The sequence below is a fragment of the Mesorhizobium sp. LSJC280B00 genome, from assembly GCF_000502835.1.
GTDB lineage: Bacteria > Pseudomonadota > Alphaproteobacteria > Rhizobiales > Rhizobiaceae > Mesorhizobium.
The window spans coordinates 1-19,755 of sequence record NZ_AYVL01000051.1; the positions used below are offsets into that span (position 1 = coordinate 1).

The 19,755-nt window shown below is 62.5% G+C and carries 23 protein-coding genes and 1 pseudogene; 14 read left to right on the top strand and 10 right to left on the bottom strand.

Annotated elements, in window-relative coordinates:
* A pseudogene (locus X773_RS71650) lies at positions 1-453 on the bottom strand (hypothetical protein); the annotation flags it as partial.
* A 257-nt stretch (positions 454-710) separates the two neighbouring features.
* Between X773_RS71650 and X773_RS71655 the strand changes: the two are divergent.
* Entirely contained in the window at positions 711-1,223 is a 513-nt protein-coding gene (locus tag X773_RS71655; protein WP_156937495.1) for a hypothetical protein, read from the top strand.
* A gap of 46 nt (positions 1,224-1,269) precedes the next feature.
* On the opposite strand, the gene X773_RS71660 is transcribed toward X773_RS71655, so the two are convergent.
* A complete protein-coding gene (locus X773_RS71660; RefSeq protein ID WP_156937496.1) occupies positions 1,270-2,103 on the bottom strand; it encodes a hypothetical protein in 834 nt (277 codons plus the stop codon).
* A 187-nt stretch (positions 2,104-2,290) separates the two neighbouring features.
* Here X773_RS71660 and X773_RS71665 point away from each other — a divergent pair, with 187 nt between their 5' ends.
* Positions 2,291-2,713, top strand: a complete 423-nt coding sequence (locus X773_RS71665; protein ID WP_023680515.1) for a metallopeptidase family protein — start codon at positions 2,291-2,293, stop codon at positions 2,711-2,713.
* Positions 2,714-2,900: 187 nt separating this feature from the next.
* Here the strand turns inward: X773_RS71665 and X773_RS71670 are convergent, their stop codons facing one another.
* The gene (locus X773_RS71670; protein WP_023680516.1) at positions 2,901-3,107 is read right to left on the bottom strand and encodes a DUF1737 domain-containing protein; all 207 of its coding nucleotides are present in this window, start codon (positions 3,105-3,107) and stop codon (positions 2,901-2,903) included.
* A gap of 28 nt (positions 3,108-3,135) precedes the next feature.
* Positions 3,136-4,017: a CoA ester lyase gene (locus X773_RS71675; RefSeq protein ID WP_023680517.1), complete on the bottom strand. Its 882-nt coding sequence runs from the start codon at positions 4,015-4,017 to the stop codon at positions 3,136-3,138.
* A gap of 278 nt (positions 4,018-4,295) precedes the next feature.
* Here X773_RS71675 and X773_RS71680 point away from each other — a divergent pair, with 278 nt between their 5' ends.
* From X773_RS71680 to X773_RS71695, 4 genes are read left to right on the top strand one after another with little or no spacing between them, the layout of a single operon-like run.
* Positions 4,296-5,846: a DUF4173 domain-containing protein gene (locus X773_RS71680; RefSeq protein ID WP_023680518.1), complete on the top strand. Its 1,551-nt coding sequence runs from the start codon at positions 4,296-4,298 to the stop codon at positions 5,844-5,846.
* Positions 5,847-5,850: 4 nt separating this feature from the next.
* The gene (locus X773_RS71685; RefSeq protein ID WP_023680519.1) at positions 5,851-6,543 is read left to right on the top strand and encodes a response regulator transcription factor; all 693 of its coding nucleotides are present in this window, start codon (positions 5,851-5,853) and stop codon (positions 6,541-6,543) included.
* Positions 6,531-8,117 (top strand): ATP-binding protein, encoded by a 1,587-nt coding sequence (locus X773_RS71690; protein WP_023680520.1) that lies wholly within the window; start codon positions 6,531-6,533, stop codon positions 8,115-8,117. The genes X773_RS71685 and X773_RS71690 overlap by 13 nt, the downstream gene beginning before the upstream one ends.
* 30 nt (positions 8,118-8,147) lie before the next feature.
* Positions 8,148-9,314 carry an FAD-binding oxidoreductase gene (locus X773_RS71695; RefSeq protein ID WP_023680521.1) on the top strand — a complete coding sequence of 389 codons (1,167 nt, stop codon included), beginning with the start codon at positions 8,148-8,150 and terminating at the stop codon, positions 9,312-9,314.
* Positions 9,315-9,343: 29 nt separating this feature from the next.
* Here X773_RS71695 and X773_RS71700 read toward each other — a convergent pair whose 3' ends face one another.
* From X773_RS71700 to X773_RS71715, 4 genes are all read right to left on the bottom strand, one after another.
* Entirely contained in the window at positions 9,344-9,832 is a 489-nt protein-coding gene (locus tag X773_RS71700; protein ID WP_023680522.1) for an SRPBCC domain-containing protein, read from the bottom strand.
* A 38-nt stretch (positions 9,833-9,870) separates the two neighbouring features.
* Positions 9,871-10,317: an SRPBCC family protein gene (locus X773_RS71705; protein ID WP_023680523.1), complete on the bottom strand. Its 447-nt coding sequence runs from the start codon at positions 10,315-10,317 to the stop codon at positions 9,871-9,873.
* Positions 10,317-10,628: a helix-turn-helix domain-containing protein gene (locus X773_RS71710; RefSeq protein WP_031213186.1), complete on the bottom strand. Its 312-nt coding sequence runs from the start codon at positions 10,626-10,628 to the stop codon at positions 10,317-10,319. Before X773_RS71710 ends, X773_RS71705 begins: the two co-directional genes overlap by 1 nt.
* Positions 10,629-10,720: 92 nt before the next feature.
* Positions 10,721-11,146, bottom strand: coding sequence for a GNAT family N-acetyltransferase (locus tag X773_RS71715; protein ID WP_023680525.1), 426 nt, complete (start codon positions 11,144-11,146; stop codon positions 10,721-10,723).
* Positions 11,147-11,313: 167 nt separating this feature from the next.
* On the opposite strand from X773_RS71715, the gene leuD reads away from it, so the two are divergent.
* The 6 genes from leuD to X773_RS71745 all read left to right on the top strand — a co-directional run bounded on the left by leuD (position 11,314) and on the right by X773_RS71745 (position 15,415).
* Complete coding sequence (gene leuD, locus X773_RS71720) at positions 11,314-11,919, top strand: 3-isopropylmalate dehydratase small subunit (RefSeq protein WP_023680526.1); 606 nt, start codon at positions 11,314-11,316, stop codon at positions 11,917-11,919.
* A 61-nt stretch (positions 11,920-11,980) separates the two neighbouring features.
* A complete protein-coding gene (locus X773_RS71725; RefSeq protein WP_023680527.1) occupies positions 11,981-12,910 on the top strand; it encodes a hypothetical protein in 930 nt (309 codons plus the stop codon).
* A gap of 112 nt (positions 12,911-13,022) precedes the next feature.
* Entirely contained in the window at positions 13,023-13,406 is a 384-nt protein-coding gene (locus X773_RS71730) for a RidA family protein (RefSeq protein ID WP_023680528.1), read from the top strand.
* A 51-nt stretch (positions 13,407-13,457) separates the two neighbouring features.
* Complete coding sequence (locus X773_RS71735) at positions 13,458-13,808, top strand: VOC family protein (RefSeq protein WP_031213189.1); 351 nt, start codon at positions 13,458-13,460, stop codon at positions 13,806-13,808.
* Positions 13,809-13,946: 138 nt separating this feature from the next.
* Positions 13,947-15,050, top strand: coding sequence for a 3-isopropylmalate dehydrogenase (gene leuB, locus X773_RS71740; RefSeq protein WP_023680530.1), 1,104 nt, complete (start codon positions 13,947-13,949; stop codon positions 15,048-15,050).
* A 47-nt stretch (positions 15,051-15,097) separates the two neighbouring features.
* Positions 15,098-15,415 (top strand): hypothetical protein, encoded by a 318-nt coding sequence (locus X773_RS71745; RefSeq protein ID WP_023680531.1) that lies wholly within the window; start codon positions 15,098-15,100, stop codon positions 15,413-15,415.
* A gap of 24 nt (positions 15,416-15,439) precedes the next feature.
* On the opposite strand, the gene X773_RS71750 is transcribed toward X773_RS71745, so the two are convergent.
* Together X773_RS71750 and X773_RS71755 are read right to left on the bottom strand one after the other, a co-directional pair.
* Positions 15,440-16,150 carry a DUF805 domain-containing protein gene (locus X773_RS71750; RefSeq protein ID WP_023680532.1) on the bottom strand — a complete coding sequence of 237 codons (711 nt, stop codon included), beginning with the start codon at positions 16,148-16,150 and terminating at the stop codon, positions 15,440-15,442.
* 88 nt (positions 16,151-16,238) lie between these two features.
* Positions 16,239-18,071 carry a DEAD/DEAH box helicase gene (locus X773_RS71755; RefSeq protein ID WP_023680533.1) on the bottom strand — a complete coding sequence of 611 codons (1,833 nt, stop codon included), beginning with the start codon at positions 18,069-18,071 and terminating at the stop codon, positions 16,239-16,241.
* A gap of 201 nt (positions 18,072-18,272) precedes the next feature.
* Here X773_RS71755 and X773_RS77725 point away from each other — a divergent pair, with 201 nt between their 5' ends.
* Together X773_RS77725 and X773_RS71760 are read left to right on the top strand one after the other, a co-directional pair.
* Positions 18,273-18,422, top strand: coding sequence for a hypothetical protein (locus X773_RS77725; RefSeq protein ID WP_023680534.1), 150 nt, complete (start codon positions 18,273-18,275; stop codon positions 18,420-18,422).
* A gap of 106 nt (positions 18,423-18,528) precedes the next feature.
* On the top strand, positions 18,529-19,563 hold the full coding sequence (locus X773_RS71760; protein WP_023680535.1) for an aspartate-semialdehyde dehydrogenase: 1,035 nt from the start codon (positions 18,529-18,531) through the stop codon (positions 19,561-19,563).
* Positions 19,564-19,755: the final 192 nt, after the last annotated feature.

Here is a 19,755-nt window from a genome sequence, read left to right on the forward strand (position 1 = left end):
GAAGGCGTGAAGCCCCCTGGCATAGGGAAAGCCGGCCTCGCGGAAAACCTCGGATGTGCCGATCCACAGCACCGGCAATCGCGGTCCCTGGCTGAGGATCAGGCTGACGAGCGACAAGGCAAAACCGGCAACGGCCCCGGCATCGCGGGTCGCGGCGCCATGAAACTCGCTCACCGCCGCCTTCGGCAGGCCGCCGCTCAGCGCAGCATCGAGGCGCTCGGCGCCGGTGCGCAAAAACGCATCGGGCGGCGCCACGGCGAGGCCGCGCCGGACAATGGTCAGATTCCGAGCGGGTGTCGGATGCCGAGAGGGTGTCAGACTCTGACGAGGGACATCCGCGTCAAACGACGAACTGGCCGGCGCCTCCAGGCGCTCGGGCAAGGTCCCTTCGATCTTCGCGATCTGGCGGCGCAGGGCAAAAACAGTCTCCCGCGCCACGGCGCTTGTCGCCATGACGGTCAGCTTCCACTCACAATTGTTCCTGTTATGTTCCATATAGATTCCAGAGGACGCCCGAAGAGTCAAGCAGAGTCATGGGGAATTTATTCCTGCCCTGAGCACACACCTTGATATCGTGCGCTTGCTCAACGCCGGTATCGCACAAAGAATGCGGTCACGTGTCTCTTCCCAATCCATAAGGCGAACGCGGGGTCCCCCGCTTGTGCCGCGCTTGAAGACGGGCAATTGTGCGACGTGCAATGGGGGTGAACATGTGGAAGACGCGATCGAGCCGTTGGTTCTTATTGTTATTTATCGCGTTCAATGCCGCCGCACTTGGGTTCTGGTATTTTTCAATTGACTACTTCCCGCCAAAGAATTGGTACGGATATACGCAAGGTGCCGACGCTGGGATCGACATTCAATCGCCTACTGGAAAAGCGATCATGGTAATGGAGTTTTTGCCCGTCATCGGATCAGGCACGAATTATGAACTGAAGAGATACGACGAGCGATGCGGCCTAGAAGCACTTGCAAAGTTTCCAGGGAGGCCTTTGGGTTTGACGTATCGCGAGGTCTATTTTTGCAATGCGGCGGGCCTGAGTGACGCAGACTTTTCGGTAGCCAGCGGGTACTTCAAGCAAACCATCGATGGCATGTATTCGCAGCGATACGGCCGCATGGCTAGGGACGTGGCTTGGCTGCTAGCAGTGGCGTCGCTCGCGTGGTTAGCCTGCTTCTTATTATTGTGGGCGATGCGCTGGGCAAACGCACCGGCAAAATAGCCGGTTCAAAACGAGGTGCGAAACCACGAAGCAGAGCAGATTTATCCTATTCAGCCAAACCTCCGTCTGGCTCCGGCATGCTTACTTCATTGGGCGCACAATGAACCCCCAATGTTTGCATGAAGTATGCGACACACCTCACGATATGTAGCGCTTCAGAGTCGGTATAAAATGACTCGACATGCATTGTGCCATTTCGCCATGGATTCTTGACAGCGTCCAGGGACGCAAACATTCTTTCAAATGATGCTCCTTCGGAATTAGGCATTCTTGCAGGGTACTTTTCTTCAATTTGACTTTTGATTGTCTTTAGCATCGTGCCCCAATTGCGCTCACCAGGTTTGGTCTGATCGGGCAAATCAAGCAAATCTGCAAGCTTCCTTATGCCGACTTCAAGCATCCTCATTGCGTGGAAAACGGCTGCAGTAGGCCTTTGCAGAGCCAAACATTTGCAAGCTTCCTCTAACTCACGCGCTGCGTCATGGAAAATTCTATTTATATCCCAATCATCCACTAACTTATTCGCGGGCTGGAACAAGGTTTTTTGGTTGCGATTTAGAATCATAAACGAAAGGAGCTGACACTCATCTCGCAGGCGGCTCTGCACGTCTGAAATGCATCTCCCGATTTCGTCCATCATTATCTTTTCATTAGCATCAGCGAGCCTAGCGGCCATCCTAGATGCCGCCATAGCTGCGACTTCTGCACCTATGAATGTCGTCGCTGCGGTCAATTCTTCGAAACTGGACCGCAGGTTGTCTCTCGCTGTCGTAACCTCGGTGGTTTTGCCCGCATCGTCAAAGACGGTTTCAATAAACGTTCTGACGCGCTGCACCTCTTGGATGGTGTCGAAGAACTTTGCGGTATTTAGTTCCAGCATGTTGAAGAGGCTCCACCGGCGGTAGCGGCTTGCCACTACCTTGATTGCGCGACTCGGAATCTAAATCAGCACGATACCATCCCTTAATGAGAATTATTCCTCCTTGTGATCTTGAGGCACAGGTGACACCCCCTCCATTTGCCGAGTCCGGCCTGAAAGCCTATATGCCGGGATCAAAGGACAAAGCATGGCTCGCATCTACCAAACACGCATCTGGCACGACCAGCTTTCGCCAACGATGGAGGAAATCGAGCTCCTGGCGCTGGAGGCCTATGCCCATCTGCCGGAGGACTTTCGCAAGTTGACCGGCGAGATCGTCATTCAGATCGCCGAATTCCCGACCGACGAGATCATGGACGACCTTTCGCTGGAAACGCCCTTCGACCTATTGGGGCTGTTCGAGGGGCGCGGCATCGCCGAGCGCTGGAATCCGCAGACCGGCGAGGGGCCGAACCGCATCACGCTCTATCGTCGCGCCATCCTCGACTACTGGGCCGAGAACGAGGAAACGCTGGGCGACATCGTCACCCATGTGCTGATCCACGAGATCGGCCACCATTTCGGCCTGTCGGACGACGATATGGAGAAGATCGAAGAGGCAGCGGAGTAGGATGTGCTGATATTCAGGTGATGCCGGCCTGCGAACGGCGGCTTCCCGCGCTTCCGGTGCTCACGTCCCCAAAAGTACGCTCCGCTCCGGTTCTCGGAAACCACCCAGTCTGGTCGCTTCGCGCCCGTTTTCGACTCCGGCGCGGCCTGACCTGAATCTCAACACACCCTCGGCGCTTTTGCAAAGCCTACCAGTCGCTGAGCTTGGTGTCGGGCCCGTATTCCTGGCCCTCGATGTCCTTCACCACGGCCTGGCCGCAGCGCATGGTCTTGGCTTCCTGGTCATAGGCATAGGTCGGCGAGCCGAACAGGTGCCAGCCCTTGTTCAACGCCGCCGTCACCTTGTGGCAGAAGCTGGCATCGTCCGGGCCGGACAGAAAGCGGTAGAGTTTCATTCTTCAATCCTGTCGTCAGTTACGTTAGTCATGCGCGAACAGCGGTGGCCTTCGCCAGCAGTTTTTCGGCCTGCGCCAGATGCAGCCGCTCGACCATCTTGCCGTTCAGCGCAACTACCGCCCTACCGGTATTTTCGGCGAGCGCGAAGGCATCCTTGACCGCGCGCGCCTCGGCTATTGCTTCGGGCGACGGTGCAAAGGCGCGGTTCGCGGCTTCGATCTGAGCTGGGTGGATCAGCGACTTGCCGTCAAAACCCATGGCGGCCGCTTCCGTGCACTCGCGCGCAAACCCGTCCATATCGCGAAAATCATTGAAGACGCCATCGAGCAGGTCGAGGCCGCCGGCACGCGCCGCGAGCACCATTTGCATCAGCCATGGCACGAGATAGCGCCGATCGGGCGTGGCGAGAATGCCGGTGTCCTTGATCAGGTCGTTCGTTCCGGCAACGAAACAAACCAGGCGAGAGGCTGGGTCGCGGCCGAGCTCGGCGATCGGCCCGATATTGAGCAGCGCCTTGGGCGTCTCGATCATCGCCCACAGCTTGACCTCGTCCGCGATAAAATTGTCGTCGAGCACGTCGCCGGCCTCGAGGATGTCGCGCGGCGTGTCGACCTTGGGCAGCAGGATGGCGTCGGGCGTGCATTTTGCCGCGGCCGGCAGATCGTCGGCGCCCCATTCGCTCGACAGCGCATTGATGCGCACCACCATCTCGCAGCGCCGGTTGGAATGGCCGGCGAAAATCGCCGCCAGCTTTTCGCGCGCGGAAGGCTTGTCGGCCGGGGCGACGGCGTCCTCGAGATCGATGACGACGGTATCGCAGGCCAGCGATTGGATCTTGGCCAGCGCCTTGTCGTTCGAAGCCGGGACGTAAAGCACCGAGCGGCGCGGGCGGTAGCTTTCGGTGGTCATCTCCGATCTATGCCGTCTGCAGCCGGCCGAGGCAAGCCGTGCATAAAAACTGCACGCAATTTCGGAAAATCTCCTCGTCTCCGCCCCGCTTGCCACCCGACCGGATGCGACAAGGGCGGCATGCAAGAGCGAACGAACTCCCGTTGGTCCCTGCCATACCGGCTTCGCCGCGAAAGCTGGTGGCTCGTCGATCCGCCCCGGACTTCGGTAAACCTCCTCCCTTTCGTCCGGAAATCCCCGCCCACCGGCCGCATCAAAGCCGCCGAGAAAGCCCGATCATGACAGTATTCCTCTCGGCGGCGCCGAGCTATTGCAACCGCTTCGGCGTTGCCGTCCTGCTCGTCGCGCTGGCCGATTTTTTCTTCTATGGCCAACCGGCGGGCATCACGCTTTTCCTGTTCGGCGTTGCGATTGCAGCGGCGAGCATGGCTCTCCATCCTCTCGGCGCCTTCAACGATGGCAGGTTCTGGTTCAAGCCGGTTGCGCTGTTTATGGCGCTGCTGCCGCTTGTGGAAAATGTCAGCGCACTGTCCGTCTCGATCGCGCTGGCGGCGACGGCCATCTTCGCGCTTTCACTGGCCGGACGGTTGCGGCGCGGCCTTGCCCGTATTGCCGGCCAACTCTCGCTGTTCCTGCTTGCAACGCCATTTCGGCTCGTCCTGGATTTCTTCCGCTGGCGCATGGCGGCGCGGCGGCTTGGCCGGCGGCGCGTGCGCCTTGCGGCGATCGCCGTCTGGGTCATGCCGCTGGGCCTCGGCGCAGTGTTTCTCGCGCTGTTCGGCGCCGCCAATCCGGTCATCGAATACTGGTTTTCACTGATTGATCTCTTCGCCCTGCTCAACCTCACGCAGTTGCCGCGTCTTGCCTTCTGGCTGTCCGTGCTCGTCGGCCTATGGGCCTTTCTGCGGCCGCGCCTGCCGCGGTTTCTCCGGCATATTCCCCGGTTGGGAACGCCTGCCAGCACACCTACGAGGCCAGCCATAAGTCCCACCATCGAGGACATCGTCTTCGGCAAGGCCGCTATCCTCCGCGCGCTCGTCGTCTTCAACATCCTGTTCGCGGTGCAGAGCGCACTCGACGCCACCTATCTGTGGGGCGGCATCGCGCTTCCCGACGGGCTGACCTATGCCACCTACGCGCATCGCGGCGCTTATCCGCTGATCGTCACGGCGCTGCTGGCCGCCGGCTTCGTGCTGGCGGCGCTGCGGCCGGGAAGTGCGACCTCCGGTGATCCGCTCATCCGCCGGCTGGTTTATGCCTGGGTGGCGCAGAACATCCTCCTGGTGATCTCGTCGATCCTGCGGCTCGATCTCTATATCGGTATCTATGCGCTGACCTATTGGCGTGTCGCCGCCTTCGTCTGGATGGGGCTGGTGGCGGCGGGCCTTGTCCTGATCACAGCCCGCATCGCGCGCGAAAAGTCCAACGAATGGCTGCTTTCCGCCAATCTTCTGACGCTATCGGCGACGCTCTATGCCTGCTCGTTCATCAACTTTGCCGCGCTGATCGCCAACTACAATGTCGACCATTGCTTCGAAATGACCGGCCAAGGCACCCATCTCGACGTCTGGTACCTGCGCTCGCTCGGGCCCGGCGCCTTGCCGGCGCTCGATCGCTTCGTCCGGCACCAGAGCAGGACGGTTTCCGCGGAGGATGCCTCCATCCGCGAACTCGCCGGCTGGTATGCACAGGACGAAGCACGCTTCCGCGCCGGTCAGGAAAACTGGCGGGGCTGGAGCTTTCGTGACTGGCGGCTCAACCGCGCCCTCGACAGGCGTGGCCCGTTCGTGGTTCCTCCGATGTCCGAACCCTTCATGCCGGGCCGCTGATTTGATGCCGCACCACATACTGGTCGCCGACGACGACCCGCACATTCGCGAAATCATCTGCTTCGCGCTGGAAAAGGCCGGCATGAAAACGCTGGCGGTGCCGGACGGCGCGGCTGCCTTGCAGGCGATAGAGCGCCATGCGCCCGATCTCGTCGTGCTCGACATCGGCATGCCGGAAATGGACGGGCTGGAAGTGTGCCGGCGGCTGCGCCACACATCCGACCTGCCGGTGCTGTTCCTGTCCGCGCGGGATGAAGAGATCGACCGCGTCCTCGGGCTGGAGATGGGCGGCGATGATTATGTCATCAAGCCGTTCAGCCCGCGCGAGCTGGTCGCCCGCGTCAACGTCATTCTGCGCCGCGCTCGGCCCACGCCGGAACCAGCCGACGACCGGCAATTCTCGCATGGCAGACTGTTGCTGGTTCCGGCAAGCCATACAGCCAGCTTCGACGGCAAGCCGCTGGCGCTGACGTCGATCGAATTCGCGATCCTGAAAGGCTTTTTGGCGCGGCCGGCGCATGTGCTTGGCCGCGACATGGTGATGGCCAACGCCTATGCGGCCAATATCCATGTCGCAGACCGCACCGTCGATAGTCATATCCGCAACATCCGCGCCAAGCTGGCGGCCGTCGGCTGCGTTGATGCGATCGAGACCGTGCATGGCGTCGGCTTCCGGCTCGGCCGATGCGGGAGTTGAGCGCCCAAAAATGGATTGGCAGCAAATGGCGGCCACGGCTTGCCACGGTCGTCATTGCCATCCTGATCATGGTGATGGCGCTGCCGCTGGCCGGCCTGTTCTTCTTCCGGCTCTACGAGAACCAGCTGATCAGGCAGACCGAGGCCGAGCTGATCGCACAAGGTGCCGCCCTTGGCGCGATCTATGCGCAAGAGGTCCGTGAGGCCGGCCTTGCCCCGGAAAAGCTCGGCGCACCCGTGCCTTCACCCAACACCAGCGATCGGGCTTCTCCCTACCAGCCGATCGAACCGCGCCTCGATCTTGCGTCCGACAGGATCCTGCCGACCCGGCCCGCGGCCACCGCGGCCAGCGCCGATCCCGCCTTCGCTGCAATCGGCGCACGCCTGAGGGGCATTCTTGCCGAGACGCAGAAGACCACGCTCGCCGGCTTCCGGCTGCTCGATCCCAGGGGCGTGGTCATCGCCGGCCGTGAGGAGGCCGGCCTGTCGCTCGCGGCTGTCGAAGAGGTTCGCGCAGCGCTTGCCGGCCGCTACGCCAGCGCGCTCAGGCTGCGGGTTCCCGACCAGCCGTCGCCGCCGCTCTATTCGGTCAGCCGCGGCACCAAGGTTCGCGTCTTCGTCGCCATGCCGGTTGCGGTCTCCGGCAAGGTCGCCGGCGTCGTCTATCTGTCGCGGACGCCGAACAACATCGTCAAGCATCTCTATGGCGAGCGCGGCAAGGTGGCGCTGGCGGCAATCGCCATCCTCGGCGGCGCGCTGCTGATCGGGCTGGTCTTCCTGCGCGCCGTCAGCCGTCCGATCTATGCGCTGATGGAACGCACGAAACGCATCGCCGCCGGCGACCGCGCGGCGATCAGGCCGCTCGATCACCACGGCACGCGCGAAATGGGTGAACTCTCTGCTGCTTTCCTCGACATGGCCGAAAAGCTGCACGCACGCTCCGACGGCATCCAGACCTTTGCCACCCACGTCTCGCACGAGCTCAAATCGCCGCTGACGGCGATCCAGGGGGCCGCCGAACTGCTGCGCGATTCGGGCAGCGCGATGGACGAGGCCGAGCGGCGGCGGTTTTCGGACAATATCGTCACCGATGCCGGCCGGCTCAACCTTCTGGTGCGCCGCCTGCTCGACCTGGCGCGCGCCGAAAATCTCGAGCCGAGCGGCGAAAACACGTCGCTCGGTGCGGCACTGGCGCTGCTGCCGGCCGACGACAGGCTGGCGGTGCGCGTCGATGCGGGCACCGAGATCGGTCTGCGCATATCGGCCGAAAACGCTGCGATCGTGCTGGCCAATCTCATCGACAATTCGGCGCGGCACGGCGCGACGCTGGTATCGGTCACAGCCGCAAAAGCGGACGGCAAGGCCACCATCGTGGTCGCTGACGACGGCGCCGGCATTTCGCCCAGCAACCGAGGCCGCATCTTCGAGCCGTTCTTCACCACGCGCCGCGATTCCGGCGGCACCGGCATGGGCCTCGGCATCGTGCTGGCCCTCCTGAAAGCGCATGATGGCACGATCCGGCAGGTTGACTCGGCGAGCGGCACGCGCTTCGAGATCATCCTGCCGGCGGCGTGACTCGGCGGTTCAGATCGGAAGGGCGAAAAGGTGCATTACGACATCGTCATCATCGGCGGAGCCATCGTCGGCTCCTCGGTCGCCTATTATCTGCGCGAGGAAGGGTTTTCGGGCTCGATCGCGCTTGTCGAGCGCGACCCGCAATTTTCTCATGCCGCGACGACGCTGTCCTGCGCCTCCATCCGCCAGCAGTTTTCGATCCCGGAAAACATCCGTCTGTCGCAATTCACGCTGAAACTGTTCCGGCGGCTCAAGGAAGAGTTTGGCGCGGACGCCGATATCGGCTTTCGCGAAGGCGGTTATCTCATCCTTGCCGGCGAAAACGGGCTGCCTATCCTGCGGGCCAACCACGAAGCGCAGATGGCCGAGGGCGCCGACATCCTGCTCGAGGATGCGGAGGCGCTCGTCCGCCGCTTTCCGTGGCTGTCGGTCGAGGGCATTTCCGCCGGCGCCTATGGCCGCAGCGGCGAAGGCTGGTTCGACGCGCATGCGATGCTGATGCTGTTCCGCAAGGCACTGCGAAGCAAGAACATCGATTTCATCACGGCGTCGGTGACCGGTATCGAGCGGCAGGGGAAGCGCGTCGCCGGTGTGACCCTCGACAATGGCGAGCGGCTCGAGGCCGGCACCGTCGTTAACGCCGCCGGGCCGAATGCCGGCAAGGTGGCGGCAATGGCCGGGCTGGCGCTGCCGGTGGAGCCGCGCAAGCGCAATGTCTTCGTTTTCGAGGCGCGCGAAAAATATGAGGACATGCCGCTGCTGGTCGACCCGAGCGGCATCTATGTCCGGCCGGAGGGCTCGGTCTACATCACCGGCGGCGCCGAGCCGGAAGAGGGCGAAGGACCGGCCGACCCCGCCGACTTCGACGCCGACTGGCCGCTGTTCGAAGAGGTGATCTGGCCGGTGCTGGCGGGCCGCATTCCAGCCTTCGAGGCGATCAAGCCGACGCGCGCCTGGGTCGGCCATTACGACTACAACACGCTCGACCAGAACGCGGTGATCGGCCCGCATCCCGAGGTCGGCAATTTCCTCTTCGCCAACGGGTTTTCCGGCCACGGCTTGCAGCAGGCTCCGGCGGTCGGCAAGGCGCTGGCCGAACTGATCGTGCATGGCGGCTATCGCACGGTGGATTGCTCGGCGTTCGGGTACAGCCGGATCGCCGACGGGCGGCCGTTCCGGGAATTGAATGTAATTTAACGCTTGCGCGAAGGGATGCTACCGTTGGGTTAGGCCGCCACCAAGCCGCCTGCACCAAGATACGCCTGAAGCCAGCCCAGCACCCTACCCCAGCCTTCCGCGTGCTCTGTTGCAGCGTCAGCGAGGCCGGCAAAGCCGCCATGGCAGATGGTGACGCGCGTGCCGCCGGCGATCGGCTCCAGCAGCCAGGCGACTTTGGTTTCGCGGCGGCCAAGCGTCGGATGATCCCAGTCGTATCTGCGCGTCTGCACGATCCGGCGCGGCTCTTCGATCTCCAGGAATTCGCCACTGGCGGGCAGGTGTCTGCCGGCCGCCGTCTCGACGGTGACGCTCCAGCGGCCGCCGACGCGGAGGTCGGCCGCCCATCCGGTCATCCGGTAGGTCCTGGCGGACCCCCACCAGCGCTCGACCTCGCGTGTAACGAGCGCGTCAAATATCCGCTCGGGCGGCGCGCAAACATCGGCGCTCGCCATGACGGTCTCGCCATTGGTCATGCTGTGCACCGCGGAACCGTGCATTACCTGTCCTCCAGAAACGTTTCGCTATCGAAACGACCTCAAGCCTTCGATGCCGGGCGCGACAGGCCTTTGCCGGTTTCGAGCAAGCTCTTCAGGCTGGACAGGATGAGCGGCCAGCCGTTCGCCACATGGCCAAGCAGCTTGTGCGGTCCATCGGCTTCGTGTGTGATGGCGAGCTTCATCATCTCGCCCTCCTGCTCGATGGCGAAGGTGCAGCGTGTGTAGCCGTCCGCCTTGACCTCGGGCATCAACTCGTTGCGCCATTTGAGCACGATGCGCTTGGGTGGATCGATCTCGAGGACCTCGCCGCTGTCGGTGACGCGGCCGTCGGTGTAAACCATCTTCCACGCCGAACCTTGTTTCCAGTCGCTTAGCATCTGGGCGCCGAGGAAATATTGCCGCTGGAACTCCGGCTCGGTCAGTGCTTGCCAGAGTTTTTCGGGCGAGGTGCGGATGTAGGTGACATAAACGAAAATGTTGCTCATCAGTCTTCCCTTTCGAGGCGTTTCTTCAAATCGCTGAGGGCGCCCAGTCGTCCCCGCTCGAATTTGCCGATCCAGCGTTCGGCGATCTCGTTGATGGGAACCGGATTCAGATAATGTTGCTTCTCGCGTCCCTTGCGGATGGTGGTGACGAGGTTTGCTTCTTCCAGGATCGCCAGATGCTTGGTCACCGCCTGGCGCGTCATGTCCATCTCACCGCACAGCGCGTTCAGCGTCTGCCCGTTCCTGGCATGAAGGCTGTCCAGCAATCGCCGGCGTGTCGGGTCGGCCAAGGCGCGAAAGACGGCATCCATGCTCATGACTCTAATATGCAACCATTTGGTTGCATGTCAAGAGGCAGAACCCTAGCCAAGAATGCGCGGGTTGAGGTCGCTGGGAGTGGATTTCAGCGCTTGCGGCCGAACCAGAATGCGTTGGGCATGCGCTCCATGCCGATACGCTCATAGAAGCCGACGGCGTCGGGCATGGAGATCAGGCTGATGGCAACGGAAGGTCCGAGTTGCCGGCGTGCCTCATCCATCAGGCCCTTGCCGATACCCAGCCCTTGCGCCGATGCAGAAACAGCGAGCTCGGAGATATAGCAGACCCAGGAAAAGTCGGTGACGCCGCGAGCGACACCAACCAGCGGCTTGCCCGGTGCATCGATGCGCGCGGTGAGCACCAGGGCGGCACTCGTGAGCATCGCCTTCAAACGGGCATGATCATCGACGGGCCGTGTCTCGCCGAGGCCGGATTCCACCAGAACGCGGCGGAACTCGGTGATGCCGAGGCCCGGTTCGCTGGCGTAAAGGATCGTGGATCGCGTTGTCATGTCGACAAAAGTGCACCATGGGCTGGTGGTTTTGAAGCTGTTTTGTACCGATTTTGTGTTTCGATCGACGACGGAAGTCCAAAAACAGCCGTCTTTTATTTGCCCGCGGCATTGTGTAAACCGAGCGCCAGCAATTCCCCGCAACGAGAAGAAGACGGGCAAGAACCATGGAAAAATTCACCAAGCTCACCGGTGTCGCCGCGCCGATGCCGATCGTCAATGTCGACACCGACATGATCATCCCCAAGGATTATCTCAAGACGATCAAGCGCACGGGGCTCGGCACCGGCCTGTTCGCCGAAATGCGTTACAAGGACGACGGCTCGGAAAACCCGGACTTCGTGCTCAACAAGCCGGCCTACCGCAAGGCGCAGATCCTGGTCGCCGGCGACAATTTCGGCTGCGGCTCGAGCCGGGAACATGCGCCGTGGGCGCTGCTCGATTTCGGCATCCGCTGCGTCATCTCGACCTCGTTCGCTGACATTTTCTACAATAACTGCTTCAAGAACGGCATCTTGCCGATCACCGTCAGCCCGGAAAACCTGGAGAAGCTGATGGACGATGCCTCGCGCGGTTCCAACGCGACGCTGTCGGTCGATCTCGAAGCCAAGGAAATCCGCGGGCCGGACGGCGGCGTGGTCAAGTTCGACCTCGACGAATTCAAGCGCCACTGCCTCTTGAACGGCCTCGACGATATCGGCCTGACCATGGAGAAGGCCGGCGCCATCGCTTCGTTCGAGAAGAAGAACGCCGAGCTGCGGCCCTGGGCCTGAGCGGTAGGATGACCTGGCCGCGACAGGCCGGGTTCGTGGCGGCTGAACGGAGGGGACAGTCATGACACGTTCGCTTCTTGCCGGGGCCTGCGCGCTGGCGTGGATTCTGATGCCGGTGGCAGGGGCGCATGCACAGACCGACATGGTGCTCGTGCCGGCTGACGATTCGTCCGGCGGGGCCGCCGACCAGGGCGCGTTGAGCAATGCGGCCCTAGCCGACAATGACAAACAGGCGCCGATCCCGTTCGAGGGCGGCCAGCTGACCATCACTCAGGAGGAAGAGTACGGGGAACGGGTACTCGCCTTCGACGGCAAGGAACTGGCGCGCAATTACGACGTCTTCTTCGACAAGATCGTCGAGGTCGGCGGCGTCAAGGTGGCGCTGGTCGATGTCGGCGACGGCGGCAATCAATGCGGCCCAGCCAAGGTGATCGTTTGGAAGCCGGAAGGCGGCACGATCCAGACGGTCACGGTCGAGCAGGATGAATGCGGCGCGCCGCCGGCCGCGATCTCCGACAGCGCCGTCTATTTCGTACCCTATCTTTTGCCGGGCGATTCCAAGCCGGCGCTGCAATGGTCGCCGACGGCCGGACTGACGATTTCCGGCAATCTGACCTACATGCCGGAGCCGGGCACCGACTGGAAGGACGTCGATCCGTCGAAATACGACAACATCATCGACGCCTTCCACAATGAAGCGGTCTACAAACTAGCCGAGACACTGCTTGGCAGGGACATGCCCGACATGGCGACCAGCCTGCTGGTCGGCGGCGGCACGGAAAAAACCGCGTCGGGCGCCTTTTTTGCCAGCGGCTGCGTGCCGCATGATTGCGGCGGCAATGACGGCTTCATGGCGGTCGACCCGGTCAACCAGAAGCTCTATTTCGCCCGCCGCGGCGACAAGCCCGAGCCGGACGCGTGGCCGGCGGTGAGTACATGGCCGGCCGACGTCAAGGAAGCGCTGGACAAGGCGCTGGGGTCGGCGAATTAGAAATCGTTCTGCCGCGATCTTTCGCGCGCCCCGGACATCTCCCCACTTGGGGGGAGATCGGCCGTCACCGCCGCTTTCGCCAAACCGCCTACGCTGCAAAAAAGGAGGACCTATGCGAAAACTGATCTCCACCGGTTCGCCCTTCGAGAACACCGCCGGCTATTCGCGCGCCGTGGTGCAGGGCGACTGGTGTTTCGTGTCCGGAACGACCGGCTACGATTATGCGACCATGTCGATGCCGGAGACCGTAGAGGCACAAACGCGCAATTGCTTGGCGACGATCGCCAAGGCGCTCGGGGACGGCGGTTTCGACGTGGCCGATGTGGTGCGGGCACATTACTATATCACCGATGCGGCTTTCGTGGATGTGGTGTTCCCGATCCTCGGCGAGGCCTTTGGCGAGATCAGGCCGGCGGCAACGATGATCGTGTGCCAGCTCAACAAGCCGGAGATGAAGATCGAGATCGAGGTGACGGCGCTGCGGCGCACAGCCTGATGCCTGTCACGGTTGCGAAAACGACACGGTTAGCACGAGGATCGGCCCATGGTGAAGGTCAGGCGCATCGTTGCAAACATAGACACGCAGGATATCGCGGCGGCAAAACCCTTCTATCAGGATGTGCTCGGCCTCGATCTCAAGATGGATATGGGCTGGATCTCTACCTATGGCTCGCAAGAGACGATGTCCGTGCAGGTCAGTTTCATGGCCGAAGGGGGATCAGGAACGCCGGTGCCGGACATCTCTATCGAAGTCGACGACGTCGATGCCGCGCTTGAAAGCATGAGGACGGCCGGCTTTGCCATCGAATACGGTCCGGCGGACGAACCCTGGGGCGTGCGGCGCTTCTTCGTACGCGACCCGTTCGGCAGGCTGGTCAATATCCTTTCGCATCTGTAGGCGTTTTGTCTTGAGCATCGGATTCTCCCAAACCGGTTTCCACCTTTGGGTCCGATGCTCTGAACCGCGGGCTTGCGCGCCGGCTGCTTGGCGTTTAGCAAGGCCGCGTTCATGCGCTAAACGATTGGAACGGTTCTCATGGCTTCGAAAAATCTTCTCCTGCTTGCCGGCGACGGCATCGGCCCCGAGGCGATGGCCGAGGTGAAGAAGCTGATTTCCGCCATGAACGACAAGCTCGGCAGCGATTTCGTCACCGATGAGGGCCTTGTCGGCGGCTGCGCTTATGACGCGCATGGCGCGGCGATTTCCGATGCCGACATGGCCAAGGCAATGGCGTCGGACGCGGTGCTGTTCGGCGCTGTCGGCGGACCGAAATGGGATGCGGTGCCTTACGAGGTGCGCCCGGAGGCGGGTCTGCTGCGGCTGCGCAAGGACATGGAGCTGTTTGCCAATCTCAGACCGGCAATCTGCTATCCGGCGCTGGCGGCGTCCTCCTCGCTGAAGCAGGAGGTGGTCGAGGGGCTCGATATCCTGATCGTGCGCGAGCTCACCGGCGGCGTCTATTTCGGCGAGCCTAAGCAGATCATCGACCTCGGCAACGGCCAGAAGCGCGGCATCGACACCCAAATATACGATACGTTCGAGATCGAGCGCATTTCGGGCGTTGCCTTCGAATTGGCGCGCACGCGCAAGAACCACGTCACCTCGATGGAAAAGCGCAATGTGATGAAGTCGGGCGTGCTGTGGAACGAGGTCGTCACCCAGACGCACAAGGCCAGGTATGCCGACGTCAAGCTTGATCACATGTTGGCCGATGCTGGCGGCATGCAGCTGGTGCGCTGGCCGAAGCAGTTCGACGTCATCGTCACCGACAATCTGTTCGGCGACATGCTGTCCGACATCGCCGCCATGCTGACCGGCTCGATCGGCATGCTGCCGTCGGCCTCGCTCGGCGCGCCGGATGCGAAGACAAAAAAGCGCAAGGCGCTCTACGAGCCGGTGCACGGCTCGGCGCCCGACATCGCCGGCAAGGGTATCGCCAATCCGATCGCCATGATCGCCTCCTTCGCCATGTGCATGCGCTATTCCTTCGGCATGGTTGATGAGGCCGACCGGCTGGAAGGCGCGATCGCCGCCGTGCTCGATCAGGGCTTGCGCACCAGGGATATTCATTCGCCGGGGATGACCGAGGTCGGCACCGCTGAGATGGGCGATGCGATCATCGCCAAATTTTTGGGGTGACAGGTGTATGGGTGAGGTGCAGCGCGCCATTGAAAGGGATCTTCTCGATGAGTACGAACGCCAGGCTGAGTTTCGCGGCGATCAACGCCTCGCGCCATTGCTGCAGTTCATCTGCGAACGATATCAGGTCGAAAAAGAGCGATTTCTACCTGATAAAAATCATTCCCGATCAATACGAGTTGTGTCTCTTGATCTGGCTTTGGCCGGATAGGGTGGTCGACTGCGAAATCGCCTATGAAGGGTCTACATTCGAGGTTGTCGGGACGGAAACGATCCAGACCCACAAGAAGACCCTTCGTGGTCATTCCGCGAAGGACTTCAAGATCATCGAACGCATCGCCTTGAGCGAACACAATCAGCTTTAGCTAGCAGAACCAACTCAGGTGGGATTATGCGGTCTTGATTCCCTCCGGCACCGGACCCCACTGGTTCTCGCGGGGCTGGGTCGGGATCAGCGCGAAGACCAGGATGATCAGGCTGCCGAAGGTCGGGACCAGGATCAGCAGGAAGAGCCACCCTGTCAGGCCGATATCGTGCAGGCGACGCACGTTGAGACCGAACCACGGCAGGGCGGTCGCCAGCAGGAAGAGGCCGCAAAGGCCGACCGTCACTGCCGGCAATTCATCGAGATTGCCCATGGCGTGGTCGATGAAGAGGCCGATGCCTATGACCACGATCAGCGCGACCGTCCAGAACAGGCAGTAGCCCCAATATTCCTTGCGGCGGGCACGGCCGGCGAAGTTGAAGTAATTCTCGGTCAGACCCCGCCAGAAGTAGCTCCACAGGCCGGCCGATTCGGCCGGGCTTTGTTCAGCGGAACGGCCGAAATGTTGCGGCTGACGTGCCGCGGGCGCATTGCCGGCCTGAGTTGGGGCGGCGGTTGCAGTGGAGGCGTCGGCGGGCGCACTGGCAGGTTGGGCGCGGATCGAAAAAACATCGCGTGCCCGTCCGCCAGCCGGCTGGAATTCGACGGTCGTACCTCCGGCAACCGATGCTTCGCGGCGCAAATCTTCGCGCGCCAAAGTGTAGCGGTTGCCGTCGGCTCCGGTGATGAAGCCGAAACCCTGGTCTTCGTCGTAATGAAGAACTACGCCGCGCATGTCCTGCCCACCCCCATTTCCCCGCCCCAGACTGTGCAAAGTTCCGGCAGACCGCAAGGGGCGTGCGGAAATGGAGAGTGCTGGCTATTTACCCTGGCCGTTTCTTCGATTTCTTGTGTTTCGCAGGTCCGCCTTCGAACTTCGCCTTGGCCGGTTTCCCGCCCCAGGGCTTCGCCTCGAATGCCGGGCGCTGGTCGTCCGGTGCGCGCTTCTCGAATTTGGGCGTGTTCTGATCGAAGGTGCGCTTGCCGCGGTGCGGCTTCTTGTCGGGTCGTGGTTCCTGATAGCCGGCCCGCGACAAATCCGGCGTGCCGTCCAGCCGCTTGACCGCAATGTTGCCCTGCAGCTTGCGGTCGGGGCCGATCGCAGCGAGGAAACGCTCGGCCCAGTCCGCCGCGATCTGCACGAAGGTTTCCTCCTGCTGCATCTTGATGGCGCCGATCTCGCGCTTGGAAATGCCGCCTGTCCGGCACAGCATCGGGATCAGCCAGCGTGGCTCGGCATTCTGCCGGCGTCCGACCGACAGCGAGAACCAGACGCTGTCGCCGAAATCGTCGCGGCGGCTCGGTGCCTCGTCCCGGCGCGCAAATTTTTCGCCCGACGGCGTGAACGGTGCCACGTCGAGAAGATCCTCCGGCGCCGAGTGGCTGGAGCGGCACATCCGCACGAAGGCGGCGGCTACCTGTTCGGGCCCGTGCTGATCGAGAAGCGCCTCGACGAAGCCGCGCTCCTCATCCTTCATAGGCTCGCTGAAGACCGGATCAGCGAGAATGCGCTCGTCGTCGCGCCGTATCACGTCGTCGGCCGACGGCGGGCTCGCCCAGGTTGCCGCAAGGCCGGCACTTTGCAGCAGCCGCTCGGTGCGCCTGCGGGCACTATTGGGCACGATCAGCGCGCTGACGCCCTTGCGTCCCGCACGGCCCGTGCGTCCGCTTCGGTGCAGGAGCGTTTCCGGGTTGGTCGGCAGGTCGGCATGGATCACCAGCTCGAGATTGGGCAGGTCGATGCCGCGTGCCGCGACGTCGGTGGCGATGCAGACCTTGGCGCGGCCGTCGCGCATCGCCTGTAGCGCGTGGCTGCGCTCGTTCTGGCTAAGCTCGCCGGACAGCGCCACGACGGAAAAGTTGCGATTGTTGAAGCGCGCCGTCAAATGGTTGACGGCGGCGCGCGTGTTGCAGAACACCAGCGCGTTCTTGGCCTCGTAATAGCGCAGCACGTTGATGATGGCGTTTTCGCGGTCCGCCTGGGCGACGCTCAGCGCCCGGTATTCGATGTCGAGATGCTGCTTTTCCTCACCGGAGGCCGAGATGCGCACAGCATCGCGCTGGTAGCCCTTGGCCAGCGTGGCGATGGAGCGCGGCACGGTCGCGGAAAACATCAGCGTGCGGCGATCGGCGGGTGCGGCATCGAGGATGAATTCCAGATCCTCGCGAAAGCCGAGATCGAGCATCTCGTCGGCCTCGTCGAGCACCACTGCCTTGAGCGCCGACATGTCGAGCGAATTGCGGGTGATGTGATCGCGCAGGCGGCCGGGCGTGCCCACGACGATATGGGCGCCGCGCTCCAGCGCGCGCCGTTCGGTGCGCATGTCCATGCCGCCGACGCAGGACGCCACCGTGGCGCCGGTCAGTTCGTAGAGCCATTCCAGCTCGCGCGTTACCTGCAGGGCCAACTCCCGCGTCGGCGCCACGGCCAGCGCCAGGGGTGCCGCCGCGTGGGAAAAGTGCTCCGCGCCATCGAGAAGGGTCGGCGCCAAAGCCAGACCAAAGGCGACGGTCTTGCCGGAGCCGGTCTGGGCCGAAACCAGCGCATCGGCCTGGCCAAGCTCGAGAACGGCGTTCTGCACCGGCGTCAGCTCGACATAGCCGCGTTTTTCCAGCGCCTTTGCCAGCGCGGGAACAATAGCTTCGAAATTGGACATCTTGCTCTTTCGAAATTCGGATTCTGAATACCCGGCGACGGGTCAAATGTCGGCAAGCGCCACAGACGGGCGCCACGAGCCAGACGATGCTCGTTCGTACTTGGTGCCGCCGTCATTGTACAGGGCGGGCGGGTCGGCCTGGTTGCGATTGACTCTAGACGTAAACCGCGTAAAAGCCGGCACCGAACGGGATAGTTTTCGATGCGCGGCCTTTTGATGGCGCCTTCTGCCTTCGACATCCCCGGCCCCAATGCGAACCATTGGGCCGGGCGCGTCGCTGCGTCTCCTCGTTCCAGCAAAATCACGTTCTTGCTCAAAAAAACCGGCAAAACGACCACCAAAACGGTCTGATTCCCTTGGCCTAACCACCCTCTCCCGGGTCCGGCCCGGGGGTTGAAACCCGCATCGGCCGGCGGGTTTTCTCCAGAAAACGAGCGGAGAGGGACAGGAGATTTCGATGAGTTTCAAGGTTGCGATCGTCGGCGCCACGGGCAATGTGGGCCGGGAAATGCTCAACATACTCGAAGAGCGCGGCTTTCCGGTGAGCGAGGTGGTGGCGCTGGCCTCGCGGCGCAGCCAGGGCACGGAAGTGTCGTTCGGCGACCGCACGCTGAAGGTCAGAGCGCTCGACCAATATGATTTTTCAGATACCGACATCTGCATTATGTCGGCCGGCGGCAACGTCTCCAAGGAATGGTCGCCGAAGATCGGCAAGCAGGGCTGCGTCGTCATCGATAATTCGTCGGCCTTCCGCTACGACCAGGACGTGCCGCTGATCGTTCCGGAAGTGAACCCGGATGCGATCTCGCTGTTCACGCGCAAGAACATCATTGCCAACCCGAACTGCTCGACGGCGCAGCTGGTCGTGGCGCTGAAGCCGCTGCATGACGCGGCCACCATCAAGCGCGTCGTCGTCGCCACCTACCAGTCGGTCTCCGGCGCCGGCAAGGAAGGCATGGACGAATTGTTCACGCAGACGCGCGCGGTGTTTGTCGCCGACCAGGTCGACGTCAAGAAGTTCACCAAGCGTATCGCCTTCAACGTCATCCCGCATATCGACGTCTTCCTCGACGACGGCTTCACCAAGGAAGAGTGGAAGATGGTGGCCGAGACCAAGAAGATGCTCGATCCGAAGATCAAGCTGACGGCGACCTGCGTGCGCGTGCCGGTGTTCATCGGCCATTCGGAAGCGGTCAACATCGAGTTCGAGAAGCCGATCACCGCCGATGAGGCGCGCGAGATCCTGCGCGAGGCGCCGGGCTGCCAGGTCATCGACAAGCGCGAGGACGGCGGCTACATCACGCCGCTGGAATCGGCCGGCGAGGACGCCACCTTCATCTCGCGCATCCGCGAGGATTCGACCATCGACAACGGCCTGTCGATGTGGATCGTCTCCGACAATCTGCGCAAGGGCGCGGCACTCAATGCGGTGCAGATCGCCGAGCTGCTGGTCGAGCGCGGGCTGATCCAGCCGAAGAAGAAGGCGGCATAGTTCGCTCACGGCCGTATCGCCGCTAGCGCGGCTGGCCTCCGCGGGGGCGCCGGACGACCGGCGGCCTGCGGTCGCAGGCTCGGCCTTCGGCCGCGGTTTTTGCTCAGCTTGCTTTTCCGCTCACGGCCGTATCGCTGCTGTCGCGGCTGGCCCTCCGCGGGGGCACCGGACGACCGGCGGCCCGCAGTCGCG

Coding starts and splice junctions, on each gene's coding strand:
- X773_RS71655 (WP_156937495.1), top strand. CDS start 711: ATGTGGAAGACGCGATCGAGCCGTTGGTTCTTATTGTTATTTATCGCG.
- X773_RS71660 (WP_156937496.1), bottom strand. CDS start 2,103: ATGCTGGAACTAAATACCGCAAAGTTCTTCGACACCATCCAAGAGGTG.
- X773_RS71665 (WP_023680515.1), top strand. CDS start 2,291: ATGGCTCGCATCTACCAAACACGCATCTGGCACGACCAGCTTTCGCCA.
- X773_RS71670 (WP_023680516.1), bottom strand. CDS start 3,107: ATGAAACTCTACCGCTTTCTGTCCGGCCCGGACGATGCCAGCTTCTGC.
- X773_RS71675 (WP_023680517.1), bottom strand. CDS start 4,017: ATGACCACCGAAAGCTACCGCCCGCGCCGCTCGGTGCTTTACGTCCCG.
- X773_RS71680 (WP_023680518.1), top strand. CDS start 4,296: ATGACAGTATTCCTCTCGGCGGCGCCGAGCTATTGCAACCGCTTCGGC.
- X773_RS71685 (WP_023680519.1), top strand. CDS start 5,851: ATGCCGCACCACATACTGGTCGCCGACGACGACCCGCACATTCGCGAA.
- X773_RS71690 (WP_023680520.1), top strand. CDS start 6,531: ATGCGGGAGTTGAGCGCCCAAAAATGGATTGGCAGCAAATGGCGGCCA.
- X773_RS71700 (WP_023680522.1), bottom strand. CDS start 9,832: ATGCACGGTTCCGCGGTGCACAGCATGACCAATGGCGAGACCGTCATG.
- X773_RS71705 (WP_023680523.1), bottom strand. CDS start 10,317: ATGAGCAACATTTTCGTTTATGTCACCTACATCCGCACCTCGCCCGAA.
- X773_RS71710 (WP_031213186.1), bottom strand. CDS start 10,628: ATGGATGCCGTCTTTCGCGCCTTGGCCGACCCGACACGCCGGCGATTG.
- X773_RS71715 (WP_023680525.1), bottom strand. CDS start 11,146: ATGACAACGCGATCCACGATCCTTTACGCCAGCGAACCGGGCCTCGGC.
- leuD (WP_023680526.1), top strand. CDS start 11,314: ATGGAAAAATTCACCAAGCTCACCGGTGTCGCCGCGCCGATGCCGATC.
- X773_RS71725 (WP_023680527.1), top strand. CDS start 11,981: ATGACACGTTCGCTTCTTGCCGGGGCCTGCGCGCTGGCGTGGATTCTG.
- X773_RS71730 (WP_023680528.1), top strand. CDS start 13,023: ATGCGAAAACTGATCTCCACCGGTTCGCCCTTCGAGAACACCGCCGGC.
- leuB (WP_023680530.1), top strand. CDS start 13,947: ATGGCTTCGAAAAATCTTCTCCTGCTTGCCGGCGACGGCATCGGCCCC.
- X773_RS71745 (WP_023680531.1), top strand. CDS start 15,098: ATGAGTACGAACGCCAGGCTGAGTTTCGCGGCGATCAACGCCTCGCGC.
- X773_RS71750 (WP_023680532.1), bottom strand. CDS start 16,150: ATGCGCGGCGTAGTTCTTCATTACGACGAAGACCAGGGTTTCGGCTTC.
- X773_RS71755 (WP_023680533.1), bottom strand. CDS start 18,071: ATGTCCAATTTCGAAGCTATTGTTCCCGCGCTGGCAAAGGCGCTGGAA.
- X773_RS77725 (WP_023680534.1), top strand. CDS start 18,273: ATGCGCGGCCTTTTGATGGCGCCTTCTGCCTTCGACATCCCCGGCCCC.
- X773_RS71760 (WP_023680535.1), top strand. CDS start 18,529: ATGAGTTTCAAGGTTGCGATCGTCGGCGCCACGGGCAATGTGGGCCGG.